Origin of the sequence: Streptomyces cyaneofuscatus, assembly GCF_000718135.1 — a bacterium.
GTDB classification, from domain to species: Bacteria; Actinomycetota; Actinomycetes; order Streptomycetales; family Streptomycetaceae; genus Streptomyces; species Streptomyces cyaneofuscatus.
Genome location: NZ_JOEM01000008.1, coordinates 281134 through 301084, shown reverse-complemented (window position 1 = coordinate 301084; position 19951 = coordinate 281134). Strand labels below are relative to the sequence as shown.

Below are 19951 nucleotides of genomic sequence, written 5' to 3'. Positions count from 1 at the left end.
AGCCCTCAACGTGGTCGCTGAGGTGTCCGGTCCGGACCGAGGAGCCAGCGTCCGGTGGCGCGGTCCTGGTGGGCGAGTCCGCGTTCGGCGAAGGCGTGGAGCCGGTCGGTCATCGGCCACCAGCCCCATCGGCGGTGGAAGGTCTCGGCGTTGCGCAGGATGTCCCGCAGGTGCGCCACCGGCGGGTCGGAGACCGGGTGGTGCTGGTGGAAGGCCGGGGCGCCGCCGACCCAGGTGAGCGGGACACCTGCCGCGCGGGCCCGTTGGCCGTAGTCGGTGTCCTCGCCGCCGTACCCTTCGTACTCCTCGCAGAACCCGCCGATGGTGCGCCAGGTCTCGGCCGTCACGGCGAAGGACAAGGACCAGAACAGCGCGTAGTCCTCGCCCCGGTGGAGCTCCCCGGCCGCCGGAGCCGGCCGGCCGGGGTGGGGCTCGGCGAGCGTGGGCAGTTCGGCCAGCCGGTAGCCGTACGGGCCCGGCGGCGGCAGGTAGGAGACGGTGCCGCAGAGCAGGGAGCGCCGGTGCTCGGTGTCCAGGGCGACCTGCCGGTAGCGTTCCAGCAGCTGTTCGCCCGGTACGCAGTCGACGTCCAGGAAGACCAGGAGTTCGGCACCGTGCTCCAAGGCGCGGGCGGCGCCGAGGTTCCGGGCGCGGGCCAGCGGCAGGTTCCCGTTCTTCACCGGGCAGTCGACGACCCTCGCGGCAGGCTCCCGCCCGGCGAGTACCGCGCCGAGGTCCGGATCGTCCATCGCGACGACCACGTACTGCTCCGGAGCGTGCGAACCGGCAGCGAGGCCACGGTGTTGCAGCGCCAGGTGCCGGTGCCGTCCGGCGGCCGGAGTGATCACCGCGGTACGCATCACCGAGCCCTCCCCTGGTACGCGGACGCGGCGTCGGCCAAGGCGCGGGCGGCGCGGACGGCGCCGTCACCGGGCGCCCACTGCGACCAGCGTTCACCGCCGTGGACGCGGGCCTGTTCGAGGAGCGCTGCCCAGTCGTGGGCCTGAGGCCACCGGGCGGCGACGACCGCCAGCCGTCCGCGGGTGAGGGCGCGTCCGGTGGCCGCCTGCTCGCCGAACGGGCGCTCCTGCGGCACCACCACCGCCGGGCGGCGTGCCGCGGCGCATTCGGCGAGGGCGTTCTGGCCGGCGTGGGTGACCACGACGTCCGCCGCGCACAGCGCGGGCCAGGGGTCGGCCGACCACCGGCCGTCCGGGCCGCCCAGCGTCGTCCACCGCCAGCCGGGGCTGGCGGCCCGCGCCGCCGCGACCTCGGTGGTGGAGATGTCGCGGCCGCCCGAGCCCATGAGCAGCAGAACCCGCCGGAGGCGCGGGCTGTCCGCCGGCTCGTGCGCGGGTGCGGGGGAGCGGCCGTCGAACCGGGAGAACGCTCCGGTGTGCACCGTCTTCGCCCGCCAGTGCCGCGGCCAACCGGGCTCCGGCAGCGTTGACGGCCACGGCGCCAGAAGGAGTTCGGCCAGGTCGTAGGCCATCCGGTGCGGTGGGTCGGTGCGCTCGCCGCGCATGGCCACGACCGCCGTCGGTGTCCCCAGGAGCCGCGCGAGCAGGGCCACTTCCACGGAGACGTCGGAGACCAGGAGCGCCGGTGACGTCGCCGCGATCCACTCGGCGATCCGTGCCATGCGCCCACGCAGCCCCGTGTGCAGGACCGGTGCCCAGTGCAGCCGCCCGCCCGCCGTCACGTCACCGAAGGCGGTCGGGTCGCCGGCGTCGTCCCTCGGCAGGCGGACCCAGGGGCCGGGCCAGCCGTCGGGCGCGGGCAGGGAGGAGAGTCCGGTCACGGTGAGGGGGCAGTGGGCGGCGATGGAGCGAGCGCGGTGGAGATGGCCGTTGCCCTGATGGTGTACGTAGTAGCCGATCACGCCGACACCGACCGGTAGAAGCGTTCGTAGCGGCGCGTCATGACGTCCATGGAGCAGAAGGCCTCCGCATGCCGGCGGGCGTCGGCCCGGGAGAGGCCGATCGTGGGCTCGACGGCTTTCGCGAGCGCCGCACTGTCGCCGGGCCGTACCAGGCGTCCGCAGGCGGGCGTGATGATCTCCGGCAGCGCGCCCCGGGCGAACCCGCAGACCGGCGTACCGCAGGCCAGGGCCTCCGCCACCACCAGTCCGTACGGTTCGTCCCAGCACGGGGTCACGACTGCGGCCGCCGAGGAGCCGACCAGCTTGCACAGGTCCGGTTGGTGGAGGTGGCCTTCGTAGGTGACGGTGCGGCTGAGCCGGGGGCGGACGTACGCCTCGAAGTACTCGGTGTCTCCCACCGGCCCCGCGATCCGCAGCCCTCGGCCGGACTGCTCCGCGGCTTCTATCGCCAGGTGTGCGCCCTTCTCCGGAACGATCCGGCCCGACCAGACCAGGTCGTCCCCGCCGGGTCCGGGTTGCCAGCGCCGAGTGTCGATGCCGTTGTGGACGACGGTGGCCGTGGGGACGATGTGGCGCCAGGCGGCGGCGGTGTGGGAGCTGACCGCGCTGAAGTGCACCGGGCAGTGCGGTGCGGTCTGGATGGCTGATTCGATCCAGGGCGTGGGCGGGGTGTGCAGCGTGGTGACGACCGGGACGGGGAGCGCCGGGGCCATCGCCACGGGCAGGTAGTTCAGGCTGTTGTTGTGCACGAGGTCGTAGCGCGAAGGCTCCCGCGCCAGATCGAGCATCAGCTGGAGGTAGGCGTGATGCTCCTCCAGCCACGGTGCCGCCACCATGCTCGTGTCCCGGCGGGCGCTCTCACTGATCCGAACCGGTCGCAACGGCATCTCGACCACGCCCAGCTCCGGATCGGACCCCGGCCCCGCGAAGACGGTGACCTCGTGACCGCGGGACCGCAGGGCCGTGGAGAGCGTCCAGGTGTGGGCCTCCAGACCACCGGCGAACGGCTCGGCGATCGGGTGCCTGGCGGACGCGATCAGGGCGATGCGCAAGGGAGCCGTGGGCCGCTGGGCGCCGGTCACAGGAGACCCGCGTAGAGCACTTCGTGGGCCCGGGCGATCCGGAAGCGTTCGGCGCCGCGCTCCACCGGGTCGGCACGCCGGACGGGACGCTCCTCGTAGGCCGTACGCACGGCCTCGCGCAGGGACTCCGCATCCAGGCCCTGCCGGTCGTGTCCGTAGGTGAGGCACGGGCGCTGCTGCGCGTAGAACCCGCAGGAGGGCGCGAGGACGGTGGTGCCGAGGTCGTAGCATGCCTCCAGCCACCCGGAGTGGGTGCCGAAACGGTAGGGCAGTACGGACACGTCCAGGCCGATCAGGTAGTCCCACAACGCGTCGTCGTCGAAGTAGTCGTGCACGCTGAGCTCCAGCCGGCCCTCGCGGCTCATCCCGCGCAGTTCGTCGAGCACGCCGGGCGCGTACCAGTGGCTCGCCGGGTCGTCGACGTCGGGGTGGCAGTCGACGCGGAGCACTGCGCCGGGGAGCTCCGGCAGGACATCGGCGAGTACGCGGACCACCGGAAGGGGGTCCATGTTGGGCCGGATGCTCTTGGCATGGAGCCCGACCGTGAACGCGTCGTGGCCGGGCCGCGGGCGCACCAGTCCGTCAGGTTCGACGACGTGCGGATGCGGCAGGACAGTGGCGGTGCGACCCCACCGCGCGGCGATCTCCTGCGCGGCACCCGGGGTGAGCGTGATGAGCCGGTCCGCTCCGGGGATGAGCACGTCCAGCTGCGCCCGGTGCTCGCCTTCGTCGACGTGGTGCGGGTTGACCAGGTCATGGACGGTGTAGACCAGCGGCTTCCCGTTCCTGCGCAGAGCCGCGAGGAGCTCCTTCAACGCCTCGGGCGTCTGTGCGTCGAAGCCGAAGTGCAGGTGGAACACGTCGAAGGCGTCGGCGTGCTCGTCCACCCAGCCCGGGTCCAGCATGACCGGCGGCCACCACTGCTGGGAACCGCTCGGAGCGCCGCAGGGGCGGGGGTCGTCGAGCCGGGTGACCCGGTCGCCTTCGGGCGGGGACAGGTGGCGTACGTAGACGTGGTTGGCCGGGACCGACGCGATCCGGATGGTGCCGCCGGACCCGGACGTCTGTCCGGCGGCATGGCTGCGCACCGCCTCCGCGTCGCGGTGAGTGCTGGTCGTTCGGAGCGGTGATTCGCTCGGACGGCGGTCGGCCATTGGCTCGGCCACGATGATCTCCTCGTTCGGTCATGCCCGCATCCGCCTGGCCCGTGGACGGCAGGAGCGCCGTGCCCGGCACCGTACGGTGAAGTCCACGTCAGGGCTGATTCGTGCTTGTCCGCCCGTGATCGGCGGGTGGTTGGCTGGATCGGTGGCGTGAAGGAGCCGTTCTGCGTTCCGGCCCGAGCCCTCTGAGTTCCCCGAATCCCCAGATCAAACGCGTGCCGACCGAGGAAGTCGCGGAGGCGCCGAAGTCACGGCCCGGTCAGGACAACGTCGGCACGTCGAGGCCGCTGGAGCCCGGGCGCTCGCCACCGCTCGTCTCCGGCTGCCGAGGCCGGGGCTCACGGGTTTACTGGGAGCGAGGCGTTTGGACCTTGTGCGCACGGGCACGCGGGCTACGTGCTTCGGACAGGAGGCGCGCCCGTGGAAACCCCGGGTGGCCCTGTCCGACCGGCGCCACGTACTCCCACGGTGGTCCACCCCATCGTCGGCGAGGAGAGAAGGCACATGCAGGCTGCATCCCGGCCACGGACGGCGTGCGGTAGACGCACCGGCCGCCCAGCAGGCCTTCGAGACGCTGCGTGACCTGCCTGCCTGCCGGACGCGAGCGGGACAGGCTGCGCGCCGAGGTGATCTGTACGTGGCTGCCGATGGCTCATCGGATCGCCTCCCGGTTCCGTGACCGCGGCGAGACGATGGACGATCTGCGGCAGGTGGCTGCCATCGGCCTCGTCAAGGCGGTGGACCGCTTCGACCCGTTACGCGCCACGGCCTTCGAGACATACGCGGTTCCGACGGTCGTCGGCGAGCTGAAGCGGCACTTCCGCGATCACACCTTCGAAACTGGCTCCTCAGAGCGCCTGCCGGATCCGGGTCGGCGACGACGTCGTCGTGAGGACCTGGTCCGGTCGTCCCTGCCGGGTGAGGCGGCCGTTCTGGAGCAGGAGGCAGGCGTCCGCCGCGCGCGCCGCCGCGAGATCATGCGTGGCTTGGACGATCGTCACCCCGTCGGCGACGAGCGCCGCCAGCAGCGCTCCGATCCGGTCCCTGGCCTCCGGGTCCAGGCCGGTGGTCGGCTCATCGAGGAGGAGGAGGTCCGACTCCTGCGCGAGCCCCTGGGCGATGAGGGCGCGTTGACGCTGCCCGCCTGACAGCTCGCCCAGTTGGCGTGAGGCGAGGTCGCCGATGCCGAGCCGGTCGAGGGCCGCGTCCACGGCCGCGTGGTCCCGTGCGGTGAGCCGGCGCCACGGGCCGCGCTCGCCCCAGCGCCCCATCTCCACGGTCTGCCGAACGGTGAGAGGAAGCGTGTCACCGACCGCCCCGCGCTGCGGCACGAAGGCGGGCTGGCGGTCACCGCTACGGAAGAGGTCCCCGGATGTCGGCTTGATCACACCGGCGAACACGCCGAGCAGGGTCGACTTGCCGCTGCCGTTCGGGCCGACGAGTGCCGTCGTGGCCAACTTAGTTATTTCTCCGCTGACTTGCTGGAGAACGGGGCGCCCCGGATAGCCGGCGCACAGCTCCGAGAAGCGGAGCGCGACGGTCCGATCGAGGGCCGGGGTGGGCGAGAGGCGCGGTTTGTTGAACATGATTTTCATTGTAGTGTCCGGCGCATGGAATGGTTGACGGTCCCGTTCGAGGTGACCTTTGTGCAGCGGGCCCTGTGGGGCGGGATGCTGGTCTCCGTCATCTGTGCGCAGGCGGGCACCTGGGTGGTGCTGAGGGGGATGGCCTTCCTCGGTGACGCCATGTCCCACGGGCTGCTGCCGGGCGTCGCGGTCGCCGCGCTCCTCGGTGGCAACCTGATGGTGGGTGCGGTGGTCAGCGCCGCCGTCATGACGGCCGGTGTCACCGCTCTGGGCCGGACACCGAGGCTGTCGCAGGACACCGGCATCGGGCTGCTGTTCGTCGGCATGCTCTCGCTCGGCGTGATCATCGTGTCGCGCTCGCAGTCCTTCGCGGTCGACCTGACCGGCTTTCTCTTCGGAGACGTCCTCGCCGTCAGGCAGCAGGACCTCCTCGTGCTCGCGACGGCGGCGTTGGCGGCGCTGGCGGTGTCGGTCCTGGGCCACCGGGCCTTCCTGGCCCTGGCGTTCGACCCGCGCAAGGCCCACACCCTGGGGCTGCGGCCGCGCCTGGCCCACGCGGTGCTCCTCGGCCTGCTGGGCCTGGCGATCGTCGCCTCGTTCCACATCGTGGGAACGCTGCTCGTCCTCGGGCTGCTCATCGCGCCACCGGCGGCCGCTCTGCCCTGGGTTCGCTCCGTGTACGGAGTCATGGCGCTCGCCGCCCTGCTCGGCACCTTGGCCACCTTCGGCGGACTGCTGCTGTCCTGGCACCTGAGCACCGCGGCCGGCGCGACGGTCGCGGCCCTCGCGGTGAGCCTCTTCTTCCTGTCCCACGTGCTGTCCGGCCTGCGTGACCGGCGTACACGCCGGGCCCACTCCACCGCATCCCAGCTCCAAGTCGACTGAAAGAAGCCAGAGGCGATCATCATGATGATCCGCAGAAACGTCACTCCGTGGGCATCGACCGCACTCGTGCTCACCGCGCTGCTCACCACGAGTTGCGCGGGGGAGAAGCGCAACGCCGCACAGCCCGAAGCGCGTCCGTCATCCGCCACGCCGCACGGGTACGTCGAGGGAGCCCAGGAGGCCGCCGAGCAGCAGTCCCGGCTCCTCCTGAACGACCCCGCCGGCGGCGACACCAGGGTTCTCGACCTCGTCACCGGCAAGGTGCACAGGACGGCCGAGGTGAAGGACGCCGTCCGTCTGGGCACGGACGGCAGGTTCGGTTACCTCCACGCGCCCGGTGGCACCCATGTGCTCGACAGCGGCGCCTGGATGGTGGACCACGGAGACCACGTCCACTACTACAGCGCGCCGACGCGGGACGTCGGTGAGCTCCCTGGGGGCAGCGGGGCGCAGATACGCGGCGATGCCGCGGTGACCGCGGTGACCGACGACGACGGCCGCACCGTCCTCCACGACCGCGCCGAGCTGGAGAAGGGGCGGATCGCCACCTCTCATACGCTCGGCGGCACCTACTCCGGCGCTGTCGTGCCGTACGAGGAGCACCTGCTCGCCTTCGCGCACAAGGGCGACGGCACCGAACTCGTCGTCCTCGACCGCACAGGCCGACGCGTGGCTTCCCCGGACGTGACGTGCGACGCGCCCCGTGGTGACGCCGTCACCCGGCGCGGCGTGATCCTCGGCTGCGCCGACGGCGCCCTGCTCGTGGGCAGGCGGAACGGCGCCTTCACCGCCGAGAAGATCCCGTACGGAACACCCGTCCCGGCGGGGGAACGAGCCACCGCCTTCCGCCATCGGCCCGGCAGCGACACCCTCACCGCCACGGCCGGAGACGACGCGGTCTGGGTCCTCGACGTGACCGAGCGGGCCTGGAAGCGGGTGGCCACCGGGCCCGTCGTCGCGGTCAACACGGCCGGCGAGGGCTCCCCGCTGCTCGTTCTGCAGACGGACGGCTCGGTGCACGGCTATGACATCGCGACCGGAAAGCCGACCGCACGGACCAAGCCGCTGCTGACCGGAGAGAAGCAGGACGGCTCCGACGGCATCGCCCCCGTCATCGAGGTCGACCGCAGCCGCGCCTACGTCAACGACCCCGAGGGTAAAAGGGTGCTCGAGGTCGACTACAACGACGGCCTGCGTATCGCGCGCTCCTTCGACCTGGATGTCAAGCCGGTCCTGATGGCGGAGGCCGGACGATGAGCCGCACCGAGGAACAACGGCGCGCAGGAGCGCCCACCGCTCGCCTACGCCGTCTGATCGCGGGCCTGCTCGGTCTCGTAGCAGCCGCGACCATCACCTCCTGCACCACCGGCGACGAACGGCCCAGCATCGTCGTCACGACCAACATCCTCGGCGACGTCACCCGCGAGATCGTCGGCGGCGAGGCCGACGTCACCGTCCTGATGAAGCCCAACGCCGACCCGCACTCCTTCGGGCTGTCAGCCGTGCAGGCCGCCGAGCTGGAACAGGCCGACCTGGTCGTCCACAACGGCCTGGGCCTGGAGGAGAACGTCCTGCGGCACGTGGATGCCGCCCGCGCGTCCGGTGTCGCCACCTTCGCGGCCGGTGAGGCGGCCGACCCGCTCACCTTCCACACCGCCGACGAGGGTGGCCCCGCGGGCGAGGGAGGACAGCCCGACCCGCACTTCTGGACCGACCCCGACCGGATGCGCAAGGTCACCGGGCTGGTGGCCGACCAGGTCATCGAGCACGTCGACGGCGTGGACCCCGGCACGATACGCGCCAACGCCGACCGCTACGCGAAGCACCTCACCGATCTCACCGCCTGGATGGAGAAGTCCTTCGCCCGAGTCCCCGCAAACCATCGGGCTCTGGTCACCAACCACCACGTCTTCGGCTACCTCGCCGACCGCTTCGGCCTCGCGGTGATCGGCGCGGTCATCCCCAGCGGCACCACGCTGGCCTCACCCAGCTCCTCGGACCTGCGCTCCCTCACCGAGGCGATGGAGAGAGCGGGCGTACGCACCGTCTTCGCCGACTCCTCCCAGCCCAAACGGCTCGCCGAGGTCCTGCGGACGGAGATGGGCGGCGGGGTCCGTGTCGTCGAACTCCACTCGGAGTCCCTGACCGCCGAAGGCGCGGGCGCCGACACCTATCTGCGGATGATGCGCGCCAACACCACCGCCATGGTCACCGGCCTCACCGGCACCTGATCCTCCGAACCTCCGGAACACCCGCCCATCGGGCGCCGACTCCTCGTACCCCCATGCCGCCACCGCGCGGCGCAGAAAGGAACATCGTGACGAACATGATGAAAATGATGAGCAAGTCGATACGCGGCAGAGCCCTCACAGGCACAGCCATGGCTCTGGCCATCTCCACGGTCCTGACCGCCTGCGGAGGAGCAGAGAGCTCCTCCTCCACCGACACCACGTCCGGCAAAACCGCCAGCGCCACGCCCGCGGTGGCGATCCAGGAGCCGCTGGTCGCCACCTTCGACGGCGGCCTGTACATCCTGGACGGCGAGAGCCTCAAGCTCGCCACGACCATCGACCTGCCTGGCTTCAACCGGGTCAACCCCGCAGGTGACAAGGACCATGTCGTGGTCTCCACCGACAGCGGATTCCGCGTCCTGGACGCCACCGACCAGGCCCTCACCGGCATCGAGTACAAGGGGGCCAAGCCCGGCCACGTCGTCCGCCACGCTGCGAAGACCGTGCTCTTCACGGACGGCACCGGAGAGGTCGACGTCTTCGACCCCACCGCACTCAGCGGCGGCAAGAAGCCGGCAGGGCGCACCTACACCTCCGCCGAGCCGCACCACGGCGTCGCCATCGAACTGGCCGACGGAAAGCTCGTGAGCACCCTGGGCACCGAGGAGAAGCGCACCGGTGCGCTCGTGCTGGACCGGAACAGCAAGGAGATCGCGCGCAACGAGGACTGCCCCGGCGTCCACGGCGAGGCCGCCGCGAAGAACGAAGCCGTCGCCCTCGGCTGCGAGGACGGCGTCCTGATCTACCAGGACGGCGAGTTCACCAAGATCGGCTCTCCTGACGACTACGGCCGCATCGGCAACCAGGCCGGCAGCGACGCCTCACCCGTTCTGCTGGGCGACTACAAGACCGACCCCGAGGCCGAGCTGGAACGCCCCACGCGTGTCTCCCTCATCGACACCGAGAAGAAGAAGCTGCGCCTGGTCGACGTGGGCACCAGCTACTCCTTCCGCTCGCTGGCCCGCGGCCCGCACGGCGAGGCCCTCGTCCTCGGCACCGACGGCGCCATCCATGTGATCGACCCGGCCACCGGCAGGATCGAGAAGAAGATCCCCGCGGTGAGCGAGTGGCAGGAGCCGCTCGACTGGCAGCAGGCCAGGCCCACGCTGTTCGTACGCGGACACATCGCGTACGTCTCCGAGCCCGGCAAGAAGGCGCTGCACGCCATCGACATCGAAGCGGGGAAGAAGCTCACCTCGGTCACCCTGCCGAAGAGCACCAACGAGCTGTCGGGCGTCGTCGCCGGACACTGACCGCGTAGGTGCCCTTGCCGCCACGGCTCCTCGCCTCGGCGGCAAGGGCACACGTCCAACGCGTCGAACGGCCTGCCCACCGGTTCGTCACCGCCTTCGGGCGGTCGTGCCGGCCTCCGACGCGCGGACCGGACAGGCGACCGTGTTTGAGAACGCCGAACGGGGACATACGTCGGCTCGACGTGCTTGGGCAGACAGGCACACACTCGCGGGAGCGGCATCCGGCCGCCGTGAGGTGTTCCTTGTCGGTGCCCTCCCGTATTGTCCATGAACAGCAGTCTTCGGGAGACGCGCATGCCCACCACATCCCCACGCCTTCGGCCCTCCGCCGCCTTGGACCACGGTGCAACCGCCACTGCTGCCACTCCTGCGGCGCTGCCGCGGATCGAGGATCCCGGGAAGATCGCTCCGAAGGACGCACGGGCGCTCGGGTCGTTGTTCTTCGAGCAGTTGCAGGTACTGGAAGAAGGGACGCAGGAGTACCAGTACGCGCGGAACACGCTGATCGAGATGAACCTGTCGCTGGTGCATTTCGCGGCGAAGCGCTTCCGTAACCGTGGCAGCGGCGAGATGGAGGACATCGTCCAGGTCGGTACGATCGGGCTGATCAAGGCGATCGACCGCTTCGAGCTGTCGCGCGAGGTCGAGTTCACCTCCTTCGCGATCCCTTACATCGTCGGCGAGATCAAGCGGTTCTTCCGCGACTCGACGTGGGCCGTCCACGTCCCGCGCCGCCTGCAGGAACTGCGCGTGGCCCTGGCCAAGGCCAAGGAGAGTCTCACCTCCGTCCTGGGCCGTGACCCCGGCGTCGCCGAACTCGCCGAGCACCTGAACATGAGCGAGGAGGAGGTCATCGAGGGACTCATAGCCGCCAACGGCTACACCGCGGGCTCCCTCGATCTGCCCATCGGCGCCGAGCAGAACAGCGCCGAGACGGTCACCTACGGAGACATCAAGGGTGACGTCGACCCGGCCATGGAACTGGTCGAAGACCTGCATGCGCTGGCTCCGCTGCTGGACCGGTTGGACGACCGGGAACGGGAGCTCGTCGCGATGCGCTTCGGCCAGGAGATGACGCAGGCGCAGATCGGCGAACACCTCGGCATCTCGCAGATGCATGTCTCCCGGCTGCTGACCCGGCTGCTCACCAAGCTCCGCAAGGAGATGCTCACCCAGAACTGACCGGCACGCGACATCGAGGAGCGGGGCGCGGCGCCAGGCGGTGATGACGACAGGGCACTCGTCACCGAAGGGCCATCGGTGAGAGTTCTGCGTGAGTCCTCGCGCCGCGACCCGCCGCCGCGTGTCGAGCGATCGCCATCAGCTTCGACGTCTCCTGTGGAAGAGGCTTCAACACCGAGGCCGGACCTTCCCTGCGCACACGCAGACGGAGACCGAGAGGACTGAAGAACCATGCGGGACGACGCCGAGCAGATCCGGGCGCTCATCGAGGGCTGGGCCGAGGCAGTGCATGAGGGCCGTATCGACACGGTCGTCGCGGATCATGCCGAGGACGTCGTGATGTTCGACGTCCCGCCGCCCTACCGAGGTGTACGCGGGGCCGACGCCTACCGGAAGGTCTGGCCGGCGTTCTTCGCGTGGCAGGCTCAGGGGGCGGCCTTCGACATCGAAGAGCTGGAGGTCACCGCGGGTGAGGACGTCGCCTTCGCCCACGCGCTCGTGCGATGCGGCACCGAGGACGAACTCACCGCTCATCCCGGCCTGCGGCTGCGGCTCACCCTCGGGCTGCGCAAGGAGGCGGGCCGCTGGGTGATCGCGCACGAACACCACTCCTTCCCCGACCTCAGCAGTCCCGGCGCCGAGGCCGAGATCCGTGCCGTGCACGACCACTGGTTCGACAGGACCGCGGTGAAGGATCTGGAAGGTGTGATGCGGCACATCGCGGACGACATCGTCTCCTACGAGCACGACGCCCCTCTGCAGTACGTCGGGCGCGAGCAGGTGCGAGAGGTGTGCCGACAGGGTCTGGAATGGGCGCCGGGGACCGTGACCTGGGACGTTCCCGATATGCGCGTACTGATCCGCGACGACATCGCCGTCGTCTGGGGCCTGAACCGCATGACCGCCGGGGAGGCCGACGGTACGACCGCTGAGTCCTGGTCACGGGGCACCCGGGTGCTCCAGCGGCGGAACGGCGAGTGGGCCATGATCCACCAGCACGTCTTCTACCCCTACGACCCGCGGACCGGCGAGGCGAAGACCGGCCTGCGTCCCTGACGGCGAGTCTCCACCGGCAGCCCCGGATGGACGGGAAGTGCATCCAAGATGAAGGATTGTTCATTTTCGCTTCATCTTCTTACCGTCCGGGACAGTCAGGGTGAACGCATGGCTTTCTCACCTCGTCTGGCGGCCCTGGCAGCCGTCGTCGCCGTGCCCCTCGGCATAGCGGCCACCAGCTACGCCATGACCGACACCCCGGAAGCGCCGAAGGTGCCTCCCACCGTCCGGCTGGAGGAGAGTCCGCGCGGCACACCGCCGCCGAGCGGTGTCACCTCGCCGACCGACGCCCCGACGCCGAGCGGCTCCTCCACTCCGACCCGTACACCGGACAGCTCCGTCGTCCCCGGCCCCTCGGCGGCCGACGACGATGACGACGACGACTTCGGTGATGACGGTTAGCTTCCCCAGAATCTCCGCCCGGGTACGGATCCTGCTGTGGTTGCTGGTCGTGATGGCCGTCGCGCTGGGCGCGGTCGCCGTCACCGTACGCTCGCTCCTCCAGCGGGACGTGGACCACCGCATCAGCCAGCTGCTCACCCAGGAGACCGGCGAGTTCGCGAACTTCGTGCCGCAGGGGGTGGACCCGGACACCGGCGGCCGGTTCGACACCGCGGACAAGCTGCTCCGCGTCTATCTGCAACGGCAGTACGCGGACCCCGACGAGGAGTTGCTGGGGCTGACCGGCCGGCCCGGCGACCGCCCCGGCGTCATCCGGCAGCGCCGCGAACTGCCGCAGGACATCGCCCTGTGGCAGGACAACGCCTCACTCACCCGGATCCACGCCTCCCCAGACTCCTTCGGGACCCTTGACCGCCCGCAGGGAGAGCTGCGCTGGGCCAAGGTCGCCATCGAGCCGTCCACGGGCGAGCGGCCCGGCGCGTTCGTCGTCGCCTTCCACCCGGAGCGCGAACGGGCCGTCGCCGACAAGACGTTCTGGACGCTGCTCGCCCTGTCCGGGGTGGCGCTGCTGATGACGACCGGGATCGGCTGGGCCGTCGCCGGACGCATCCTCGCGCCCGTCCGGATCGTCCGGACGACGGCGGCGGAACTGACCGAGCAGGACCTCACCCGGCGGATCCCGGTGGAGGGCCGGGACGACATCGCGGCCCTCGCCGAGACGTTCAACGCGATGCTCGACCGCCTGGAGCGGGCGTTCGCCGCGCAGCGGGTCTTCGTCGACGACGCCGGGCACGAGCTGCGCACCCCCATCACCATCGTCCGGGGCCACCTGGAGCTGATGGGCGACGACCCGGCGGACCGGGAGGAGACGGTGCGGCTGGTCACGGACGAGCTGGACCGGATGAGCCGCATCGTCGAGGACCTGCTCCTGCTCGCGGGGGCCGAGCGCCCCGACTTCGTGCGCCCCGAACCCGTCCAGCTCGCGGAGCTGACCGCCGACGTGTTCGTCAAGGTGCGGACCCTCGGAGACCGGGAGTGGCAGCTCGACGGCGTCGCTGACCTCGAAGTGCGCCTGGACCCGCAGCGGATGACGCAGGCGATGGTGCAGCTCGCGCAGAACGCCGTCCAGCACACCGTGCCCGGCCAGCGCATCCGTATCGGCTCGCGGGCCGAGGCGGGCCGGGACGGGACGGACCGCGTCGAGCTGTACGTCGCCGACCACGGGCCCGGGATCCCGCCGGAGGACGCCGAGGTGATCTTCGAGCGGTTCCGCCGGGGGACATCCCGGCGCGGCACCCGCACCAGCGGCGCGGGGCTGGGCCTCGCCATCGTCAAGGCCATCGCGGAGGGCCACCACGGCCGCGTCGAACTACGCCCGACCGAGGGCGGCGGAGCCACCTTCGTACTCACGCTGGAGACCGATTCATGAACCGCATACTGATCGCCGAGGACGAGGAGCGCATCGCCTCGTTCGTCCAGAAGGGCCTGCGGGCCAACGGCTTCACCACGGTCGTCGCCGAGGACGGGGACCTGGCGCTGGGCCACGCCCTGACCGGCGGGTTCGACCTGATGGTGCTCGACATCGGCCTGCCCGGACGGGACGGTTTCACCGTGCTGCGGGAGCTGCGCGAGGCCCGCGTCACGCTGCCGGTCATCGTGCTGACCGCCCGCGACTCCGTACGGGACACCGTGGCCGGGCTGGAAGGCGGGGCCGACGACTGGATGACCAAGCCGTTCCGCTTCGAGGAGCTGCTCGCCCGGGTACGGCTGCGGCAGCGCACCGCCGCCCGTGCGCCCGAGGTCACCATGTTGCGCAGCGGCAGCCTCGCCCTGGACCTGCGGACGCGGCGGGCCCGCGCGGGCGAACGGACGGTGGATCTGACGGCGCGCGAGTTCGTGCTCCTGGAGATGTTCCTGCGCCACCCCGGCCAGGTGCTGTCGCGCGAACAGATCCTCTCCCATGTGTGGGGGTACGACTTCGATCCCGGATCCAACATCGTGGACGTCTATGTGCGCGCGCTGCGCCGGAAGCTGGGCGCGGAGCGTCTTGAGACGATCCGGGGCATGGGCTACCGCCTGCCCTGAGCCCGGCCCCGGGCACGCCCGGGGAGCGGGGTGGAAGCAGGGTGCGGGCGGGGTGGGAGCGGCTCGGCGCATTCGATGAAAAGGCCTTCATCGGCCGCTCATCGGATACTCACCCCGCCTTCGGAGTCTGTACAGCGTGCCTCTACCACTCCGGCAGACCGTCGGCCTCTGCGCCCTCCTCGGACTCTGCGCTCTCCTCGCCGTCCCCGGCGCCGCCCCCGGCCTCGGCGCCGACGGGCGGCTCTCCCTCGCCGTCTTCGCCCTGGCCACCGCCGCCTGGATCGCCACTCCGGTGGACGACGCCTACATCGCGCTCGGCGCGGGCCTGGCGCTGACGGTCACGGGAGTGATCAGCAGCGAGACCCTGTTCGCCACCCTGGGCGACGAGACGGTGTGGCTGCTGATCTGCGCCTTCGTCCTGGCGGCGGCCGTGACCCGGACCGGTCTGGCCGGCCGGGCCGCCGTCTTCCTGGTCGGCGGGGCCAGGACCGTACGCCAGCTGGTGCACCTGACGACGGCCGGCCTGGTCGTCACCGCGTTCGCCGTACCGGCCACGTCGGGGCGCGCCGCCCTTGCCCTCCCGGTGTTCCTGGCGCTGGCCGCCGCCCTGCGCGAGCGCACCCGGCTGGTCGTGATGCTGGCGCTGCTCTTCCCCACCGTCATCCTGCTGTCGGCCGTCGCGACCCTGATCGGCGCCGGGGCCCACCTGATCACCGTCGGGGTGCTCCTGGAGCAGACCGGGGAGCAGCTGAGCTTCGTGCAGTGGCTCGTCCTCGGGCTGCCGCTGGCCATCGTCTCCTCCCATCTCGCCGCCGAACTGGTGCTGCTGACGACGACCCGGCGGGCGGACCGCAAGGGTCCGGTCACCATCACGGCGGCACAGATCCAGGAGCACTCCGCGACGGCCGTCGAAGGACCGTTCACCCCCGAGGAGTCCCGGTGCCTGCTCCTGCTGGCGACGGTCGTCGTGCTGTGGTGCAGCGAGCCCCTTCACGGGGTGTCGCCCGCCGTGGTCGCGCTCATCGGCGCGCTGGTGGCGACCTCTCCTGCGCTGGGGACCGTGCGTTTCAAGGACGGTCTGCGGACGGTTCCCTGGCCGCTGCTGCTGTTCATGGCCGCCACCATGGCGATGGGCGTCGCCCTCTCCGACTCGGGCGCGGCCGACTGGCTGGTGGGCTGGATACCCCTCGGGGCGTCCACACCCCCCTGGATGTTCCTGACCGGTGTGGTCGTGGTCAGCACGGCCGCCCACCTCGCGCTCCAGTCGCGCTCCGCCCGCTCCTCCGTCCTCGTCCCGCTGGTGGTCGCGGCGGCGGTCGGGGCCGGGGTCAACCCGGTCGCGGCGGCGATGGCCTCCACGGCCGCCGCCGGGTTCTGCCACACCCTGCCCTCCTCGGCCAAGCCGGTCGCGCTCTTCGCGGACGTGCCCGGCACCCCGACCTACACCCCGCGCGACCTGCTGCGGCTGTCCGCGTTCCTCGCGCCCCTCAGCGCGGTCATCGTTCTCGCTTTCGCCCTCGCCGTCTGGCCGTCGCTCGGCGTGCCCGTCACCTTGGAGACCCGTCCATGACCCACCGCATCGCCATCGCCCCCAGCGGCTTCAAGGAGTCCCTCTCGGCCGCCCGGGTGGCCGAGGCCATCGCCGTCGGCGTACGGCGCGTGATCCCCGACGCCGAACTCGACCTCATCCCGCTGGTGGACGGCGGCGAGGGCACGGCCGAGGCGCTGGCCCTGGCGGGCGGGGGCCGGCTGGTCCCGTGCACGGCGACGGGTCCGGTGGGCGAACCGGTCGCCTCGCACTTCGCGCTGCTGGGCGGGCCGGGACCGCTGGCCGCCGTCGTGGAGATGGCCGCCGTCGCGGGCCTCGCCCTGGTGCCGCCGGGCCTGCGCCACCCGGGCGCGACCACCACGTACGGCGTCGGCGAACTGATCCGTGCGGCCCTGGACTCGGGAGCCCGGCGCATCCTCATCGGCTGCGGCGACTCCGGTACGTCGGACGGGGGAGCGGGCGCCCTCCAGGCGCTCGGGGCCCGGCTGGCCGACCGGCACGGCCGTGAACTGCGCCGGGGCGGCGGGGCGTTGCACGAGCTGGAGCGCATCGACGCTTCCGGCCTCGACCCGCGGCTGGCCCGTACGGAACTGCTCGTGGCCTGCAACCCGTACAACGTGCTGTGCGGGAAGCGCGGGGTGGCCCGGGTGTTCGGGCCGCAAAAGGGAGCGACCCCGGCGGAGGTGGAGCTGCTCTCCGCGGGCCTGGAGCGGCTGGCCGATGTCCTCACCCGGGACCTCGCCCCGGCCTTCACCCCGGCGACCGGCGCCCCGGTAGACCTGCGCACGGCTCCCGGCACGGGGGCGTCCGGCGGTCTCGGGGCCGGCCTCGCCGCGGTGGGCGCGCGGTTGCTCCCTCGGTACGACGTCCTGCTCGACGGTCTCGACCTCGACGCGCGCCTCGCCCGCGCCGACTTCGTGATCACGGCGGAGGGGGCGCTCGACAGCCAGACCGTACGCGGGAAGATCCCGGCGGAGGTCGCCCGGCGGGCCCACGCGTGCGGGGTGCCGGTCCTGGTGCTGGCGGGGACGATCGGGCCGGGCGCCCAGGACGTGCGGGCGGTGGGGGTGGATGCGTACAGCTCGATCCTGCCCGCGCCGATGACGCTGGTGGAGGCGATCGGGAGGAGCGGCGAGTTCCTGGCCGACGCCACGGAGCGCGCGATGCGGATCATGGCCCTGGGCACCCGGCTCGCACCGCTGGCCGCCTGACGCGCACGCTGTGCTGCGACGCCGGGGCGTTCACCGTGGCCCGCGTGCGCGGGCGGCGGCTGAGGGGGCTACCTTGCTCGGATGAGCCTTCTCCATGATGTGGCCGAGCGCGACGGCTGGCGCTGCTGGGTGTGCGACGAACCGGTCGACCCCGACAAGTCGGTGAACGACCCGCAGGGGCCCAGCGTCGACAGCCGTACCGCCGACCGGAAGGCCAAGGTCGCCGAGCGGCTCGCGCACCGTGGGTGCAACTCCCGCAAGGGAGCGGTCAAGGTGGTCATCGCCTGGCCGGACAGCCTGTACGTGGTCGAACCCGCGCCGCTGATCGCCGTCGCCTCCCGGCTGGAGCGCAAGGGGGGCCGTGAGATGGTGGGCCGCTGTCCGAGCAGGCAGGATGCCCAGGAGGCGGCGGACTGGCTCGTGGACCGGTTCTCCCGACTGGTGCCGGAACTGCCGGTGACCGCCGATGTCCGAGCGGGCGGCGGCCAGTTCCTCGTCACCCTCACCGCCGGCCGTCGCTGACCGGAAGTCACCGGACCGGCCGGGCGCCGGGCCGGGGCGGTTCGCGGGCACGGTGTCCTTGGTCAGCAGCGTGTCGCCGGACCAGCAGAGCCGGTAGAGGTCGACTTCGTCCAGCAGGTCGCGGCCGGAACGGTAGAACTCGCAACGGGCGCCGGGTGGCCGGGGACCGGAACGGGCGTGGTCGGACGGGTAGGGGTAGGCACGGTCCGGCAGCAGAGGGGCCAGTTCGGCGCGCGGCCGGCCGGTGACCAACTGGTCGAACTGGGACGGAGGCAGCACGCTCGTCGTCAGCTGCCAGGCCAGGTAGACGGCGGACGGTACGAAGAAGAGGGCCGCGACCACGGGTGCCACGAAGGCGACGGCGGAGCGGCGACGGGCATCGCTCCGTACGGTGGCGAGGCGCTGGGCGGACTCCGGTAGGTCGGCGCCCGGGACCAGGTCCGGGGCCGGGTGGGGAGCGGTGCCGGACGGCAGCGCGGGCCCTGGGGGACCGGTCGGCGTTGCGGGTGCCGTCACCGGTCCCGGCGCCGGTATCCCGCTACGGGCGGTTGCCTGGTGCGGGAGGACGGCGGTGACACTGAACCCGTCTTTGTACGGCCCCGTCCGCAAGGAACCACCGAGGACCGTCACGCGCTCCTGAAGTCCTGTCAGTCCCCGGCCGGCGCGGTTCGCTTGCGCCGGGCTGCCGGCCGACGGGACGGCGTTCATGACGCTCACGCGGGTACGGTCCTCCTCGTGGGTGATGCGCACGCTGATCGAGCAGTCCGGCGCGTGCTTCGTCGCGTTGGTGAGAGCCTCCTGCACCACCCGGTACATCCCGCGCTCGACCAGGGAGGACAGAGGAGGCGACACCCCGTGCCGCTCCCAGCGCACCGGCACTCCGGAGGCGACCGCCCGTGAGAGGAGGGCCTCGACGGTGTCGTCGACCGGCAGGCCCGTCCCCGTGTTCCCGCCGGGCGGGTCCCGCAGAACGGCGACGGTCTCCCGCAGTTGCTCCACGGCGTCCGCGATCGTCCCGCGCAGATCGGCGAGGTCCGCGCGGTCGCGGCCGGTGAGGTCGGGCGAGAGCTCCAGGGCCCCGGCGCGCAGGGCGACCAGGCTCAGGGCGTGGCCGAGGGAATCGTGCATGTCGGCGGCGATCTCCGCGCGTTCGGTCAGCCGCGCCCGCTCCGCGACCAGATGTTGCCGCTCCTCCAGGCCGCGGGCCAACCGCCATCCCTCCCGTACGAGTTGGCGTCGGCCACGCCAGTGCCGTCCCGCGAGCCAGGGCAGCAGCAGAGCCGCGGGCAGGACGGTCAACGCGTAGAACCACCACACCGGCTGCGCCCGCAGCGCAGCGCACACCGCGAGATCGACCGCAGCACACCCCGCGAGCACCAGGAGCGGTCGCCGTGCCTCGGCCACCCGGGCGCCGAGCAGACAGCTCATGGCGGCCAGCGACAGGACGTGGGCGTTGCCGGGGGTCGCGGTGTCGGCCAGGCCCCCTGCGCACAGCCCGTTGACCAGGACGACGGCGGCTCCCGGGCGGCGCCGGGACCACGGCACGGCCACCGCCAGGACGGCCAGCGGGAGGAGCAGGTCCAGCGTCAAGGAGGCGGTCGCCGCGTCCCGGAATCCGTAGCCGGTGGAGGCGGCGAGCACGACCCACAGGGCCGCGTCGCCGCACGCCGGCCTGGCCGAGGGAAAGAGCGTACGCAGCATGGTGGGTCGGCTCTCCTTCCGCTGGATGTCTGCCGGATGTCCGCTGGATATCCGCTGGTCGTCCTCGCCTGTCAGGGGAGATTCTGGGGGACGAGCCCGGA

The 19951-nt window shown here is 71.8% G+C and carries 17 protein-coding genes and 3 pseudogenes; 14 read left to right on the top strand and 6 right to left on the bottom strand.

The window, feature by feature from the left end; translation table 11 throughout:
* Positions 1–5 precede the first annotated feature (5 nt).
* From IF17_RS0115805 to IF17_RS0115790, 4 genes are read right to left on the bottom strand one after another with little or no spacing between them, the layout of a single operon-like run.
* Positions 6–860, bottom strand: coding sequence for a glycosyltransferase family 2 protein (locus tag IF17_RS0115805; RefSeq protein WP_030566363.1), 855 nt, complete (start codon positions 858–860; stop codon positions 6–8).
* Positions 860–1882 carry a glycosyltransferase gene (locus IF17_RS0115800; RefSeq protein WP_030566362.1) on the bottom strand — a complete coding sequence of 341 codons (1023 nt, stop codon included), beginning with the start codon at positions 1880–1882 and terminating at the stop codon, positions 860–862. Before IF17_RS0115800 ends, IF17_RS0115805 begins: the two co-directional genes overlap by 1 nt.
* Positions 1879–2964: a glycosyltransferase family 4 protein gene (locus IF17_RS0115795; RefSeq protein WP_032772026.1), complete on the bottom strand. Its 1086-nt coding sequence runs from the start codon at positions 2962–2964 to the stop codon at positions 1879–1881. Before IF17_RS0115795 ends, IF17_RS0115800 begins: the two co-directional genes overlap by 4 nt.
* On the bottom strand, positions 2961–4130 hold the full coding sequence (locus IF17_RS0115790) for a glycosyltransferase (protein WP_244890496.1): 1170 nt from the start codon (positions 4128–4130) through the stop codon (positions 2961–2963). The genes IF17_RS0115795 and IF17_RS0115790 overlap by 4 nt, the downstream gene beginning before the upstream one ends.
* A gap of 644 nt (positions 4131–4774) precedes the next feature.
* Here IF17_RS0115790 and IF17_RS1000000140390 point away from each other — a divergent pair.
* A pseudogene (locus tag IF17_RS1000000140390) lies at positions 4775–4924 on the top strand (sigma factor); the annotation flags it as partial.
* A 51-nt stretch (positions 4925–4975) separates the two neighbouring features.
* Here the strand turns inward: IF17_RS1000000140390 and aztA are convergent.
* Complete coding sequence (gene aztA, locus IF17_RS0115785) at positions 4976–5722, bottom strand: zinc ABC transporter ATP-binding protein AztA (RefSeq protein WP_078615910.1); 747 nt, start codon at positions 5720–5722, stop codon at positions 4976–4978.
* A 15-nt stretch (positions 5723–5737) separates the two neighbouring features.
* Here aztA and aztB point away from each other — a divergent pair, with 15 nt between their 5' ends.
* The 13 genes and pseudogenes from aztB (at position 5738) to IF17_RS1000000139790 (ending at position 18149) form a co-directional block, all read left to right on the top strand.
* Positions 5738–6598: a zinc ABC transporter permease AztB gene (gene aztB, locus IF17_RS0115780; protein WP_030566354.1), complete on the top strand. Its 861-nt coding sequence runs from the start codon at positions 5738–5740 to the stop codon at positions 6596–6598.
* Between the two features lie 21 nt (positions 6599–6619).
* Positions 6620–7855: a hypothetical protein gene (locus IF17_RS0115775; protein WP_030566352.1), complete on the top strand. Its 1236-nt coding sequence runs from the start codon at positions 6620–6622 to the stop codon at positions 7853–7855.
* Positions 7852–8829 carry a zinc ABC transporter substrate-binding protein AztC gene (gene aztC / locus IF17_RS0115770; RefSeq protein WP_030566350.1) on the top strand — a complete coding sequence of 326 codons (978 nt, stop codon included), beginning with the start codon at positions 7852–7854 and terminating at the stop codon, positions 8827–8829. Before IF17_RS0115775 ends, aztC begins: the two co-directional genes overlap by 4 nt.
* 107 nt (positions 8830–8936) lie before the next feature.
* Positions 8937–10142, top strand: coding sequence for a zinc metallochaperone AztD (aztD, locus tag IF17_RS0115765; RefSeq protein ID WP_030566348.1), 1206 nt, complete (start codon positions 8937–8939; stop codon positions 10140–10142).
* 294 nt (positions 10143–10436) lie between these two features.
* On the top strand, positions 10437–11324 hold the full coding sequence (locus IF17_RS0115760) for a SigB/SigF/SigG family RNA polymerase sigma factor (protein WP_030566346.1): 888 nt from the start codon (positions 10437–10439) through the stop codon (positions 11322–11324).
* A gap of 231 nt (positions 11325–11555) precedes the next feature.
* Positions 11556–11960, top strand: a pseudogene (locus tag IF17_RS1000000140240) (YybH family protein); the annotation flags it as partial.
* A 21-nt stretch (positions 11961–11981) separates the two neighbouring features.
* Positions 11982–12380: a YybH family protein gene (locus IF17_RS1000000140235; RefSeq protein ID WP_342342166.1), complete on the top strand. Its 399-nt coding sequence runs from the start codon at positions 11982–11984 to the stop codon at positions 12378–12380.
* Positions 12381–12488: 108 nt separating this feature from the next.
* Positions 12489–12782: a hypothetical protein gene (locus IF17_RS0115750; protein WP_030566342.1), complete on the top strand. Its 294-nt coding sequence runs from the start codon at positions 12489–12491 to the stop codon at positions 12780–12782.
* The gene (locus IF17_RS0115745; RefSeq protein ID WP_030566340.1) at positions 12772–14211 is read left to right on the top strand and encodes a sensor histidine kinase; all 1440 of its coding nucleotides are present in this window, start codon (positions 12772–12774) and stop codon (positions 14209–14211) included. The genes IF17_RS0115750 and IF17_RS0115745 overlap by 11 nt, the downstream gene beginning before the upstream one ends.
* Entirely contained in the window at positions 14208–14867 is a 660-nt protein-coding gene (locus IF17_RS0115740) for a response regulator transcription factor (RefSeq protein ID WP_018514968.1), read from the top strand. The genes IF17_RS0115745 and IF17_RS0115740 overlap by 4 nt, the downstream gene beginning before the upstream one ends.
* Before the next feature lie 136 nt (positions 14868–15003).
* Entirely contained in the window at positions 15004–16437 is a 1434-nt protein-coding gene (locus tag IF17_RS0115735) for an SLC13 family permease (protein WP_030566337.1), read from the top strand.
* The gene (locus IF17_RS0115730; RefSeq protein ID WP_030566335.1) at positions 16434–17627 is read left to right on the top strand and encodes a glycerate kinase family protein; all 1194 of its coding nucleotides are present in this window, start codon (positions 16434–16436) and stop codon (positions 17625–17627) included. The genes IF17_RS0115735 and IF17_RS0115730 overlap by 4 nt, the downstream gene beginning before the upstream one ends.
* Before the next feature lie 81 nt (positions 17628–17708).
* Positions 17709–18149 carry a hypothetical protein gene (locus IF17_RS1000000139790; protein ID WP_076967035.1) on the top strand — a complete coding sequence of 147 codons (441 nt, stop codon included), beginning with the start codon at positions 17709–17711 and terminating at the stop codon, positions 18147–18149.
* A 33-nt stretch (positions 18150–18182) separates the two neighbouring features.
* Here IF17_RS1000000139790 and IF17_RS0115725 read toward each other — a convergent pair.
* Positions 18183–19850, bottom strand: a pseudogene (locus tag IF17_RS0115725) (sensor histidine kinase); the annotation flags it as partial.
* Positions 19851–19951: the final 101 nt, after the last annotated feature.

Excerpts from the sequence above, each read along its gene's own strand:
- IF17_RS0115805 (WP_030566363.1), bottom strand. The coding sequence starts at position 860 with ATGCGTACCGCGGTGATCACTCCGGCCGCCGGACGGCACCGGCACCTG.
- aztA (WP_078615910.1), bottom strand. The coding sequence starts at position 5,722 with ATGAAAATCATGTTCAACAAACCGCGCCTCTCGCCCACCCCGGCCCTC.
- aztB (WP_030566354.1), top strand. The coding sequence starts at position 5,738 with ATGGAATGGTTGACGGTCCCGTTCGAGGTGACCTTTGTGCAGCGGGCC.
- IF17_RS0115775 (WP_030566352.1), top strand. The coding sequence starts at position 6,620 with ATGATGATCCGCAGAAACGTCACTCCGTGGGCATCGACCGCACTCGTG.
- aztC (WP_030566350.1), top strand. The coding sequence starts at position 7,852 with ATGAGCCGCACCGAGGAACAACGGCGCGCAGGAGCGCCCACCGCTCGC.
- aztD (WP_030566348.1), top strand. The coding sequence starts at position 8,937 with ATGAGCAAGTCGATACGCGGCAGAGCCCTCACAGGCACAGCCATGGCT.
- IF17_RS0115760 (WP_030566346.1), top strand. The coding sequence starts at position 10,437 with ATGCCCACCACATCCCCACGCCTTCGGCCCTCCGCCGCCTTGGACCAC.
- IF17_RS0115750 (WP_030566342.1), top strand. The coding sequence starts at position 12,489 with ATGGCTTTCTCACCTCGTCTGGCGGCCCTGGCAGCCGTCGTCGCCGTG.
- IF17_RS0115745 (WP_030566340.1), top strand. The coding sequence starts at position 12,772 with ATGACGGTTAGCTTCCCCAGAATCTCCGCCCGGGTACGGATCCTGCTG.
- IF17_RS0115740 (WP_018514968.1), top strand. The coding sequence starts at position 14,208 with ATGAACCGCATACTGATCGCCGAGGACGAGGAGCGCATCGCCTCGTTC.
- IF17_RS0115730 (WP_030566335.1), top strand. The coding sequence starts at position 16,434 with ATGACCCACCGCATCGCCATCGCCCCCAGCGGCTTCAAGGAGTCCCTC.
- IF17_RS1000000139790 (WP_076967035.1), top strand. The coding sequence starts at position 17,709 with ATGAGCCTTCTCCATGATGTGGCCGAGCGCGACGGCTGGCGCTGCTGG.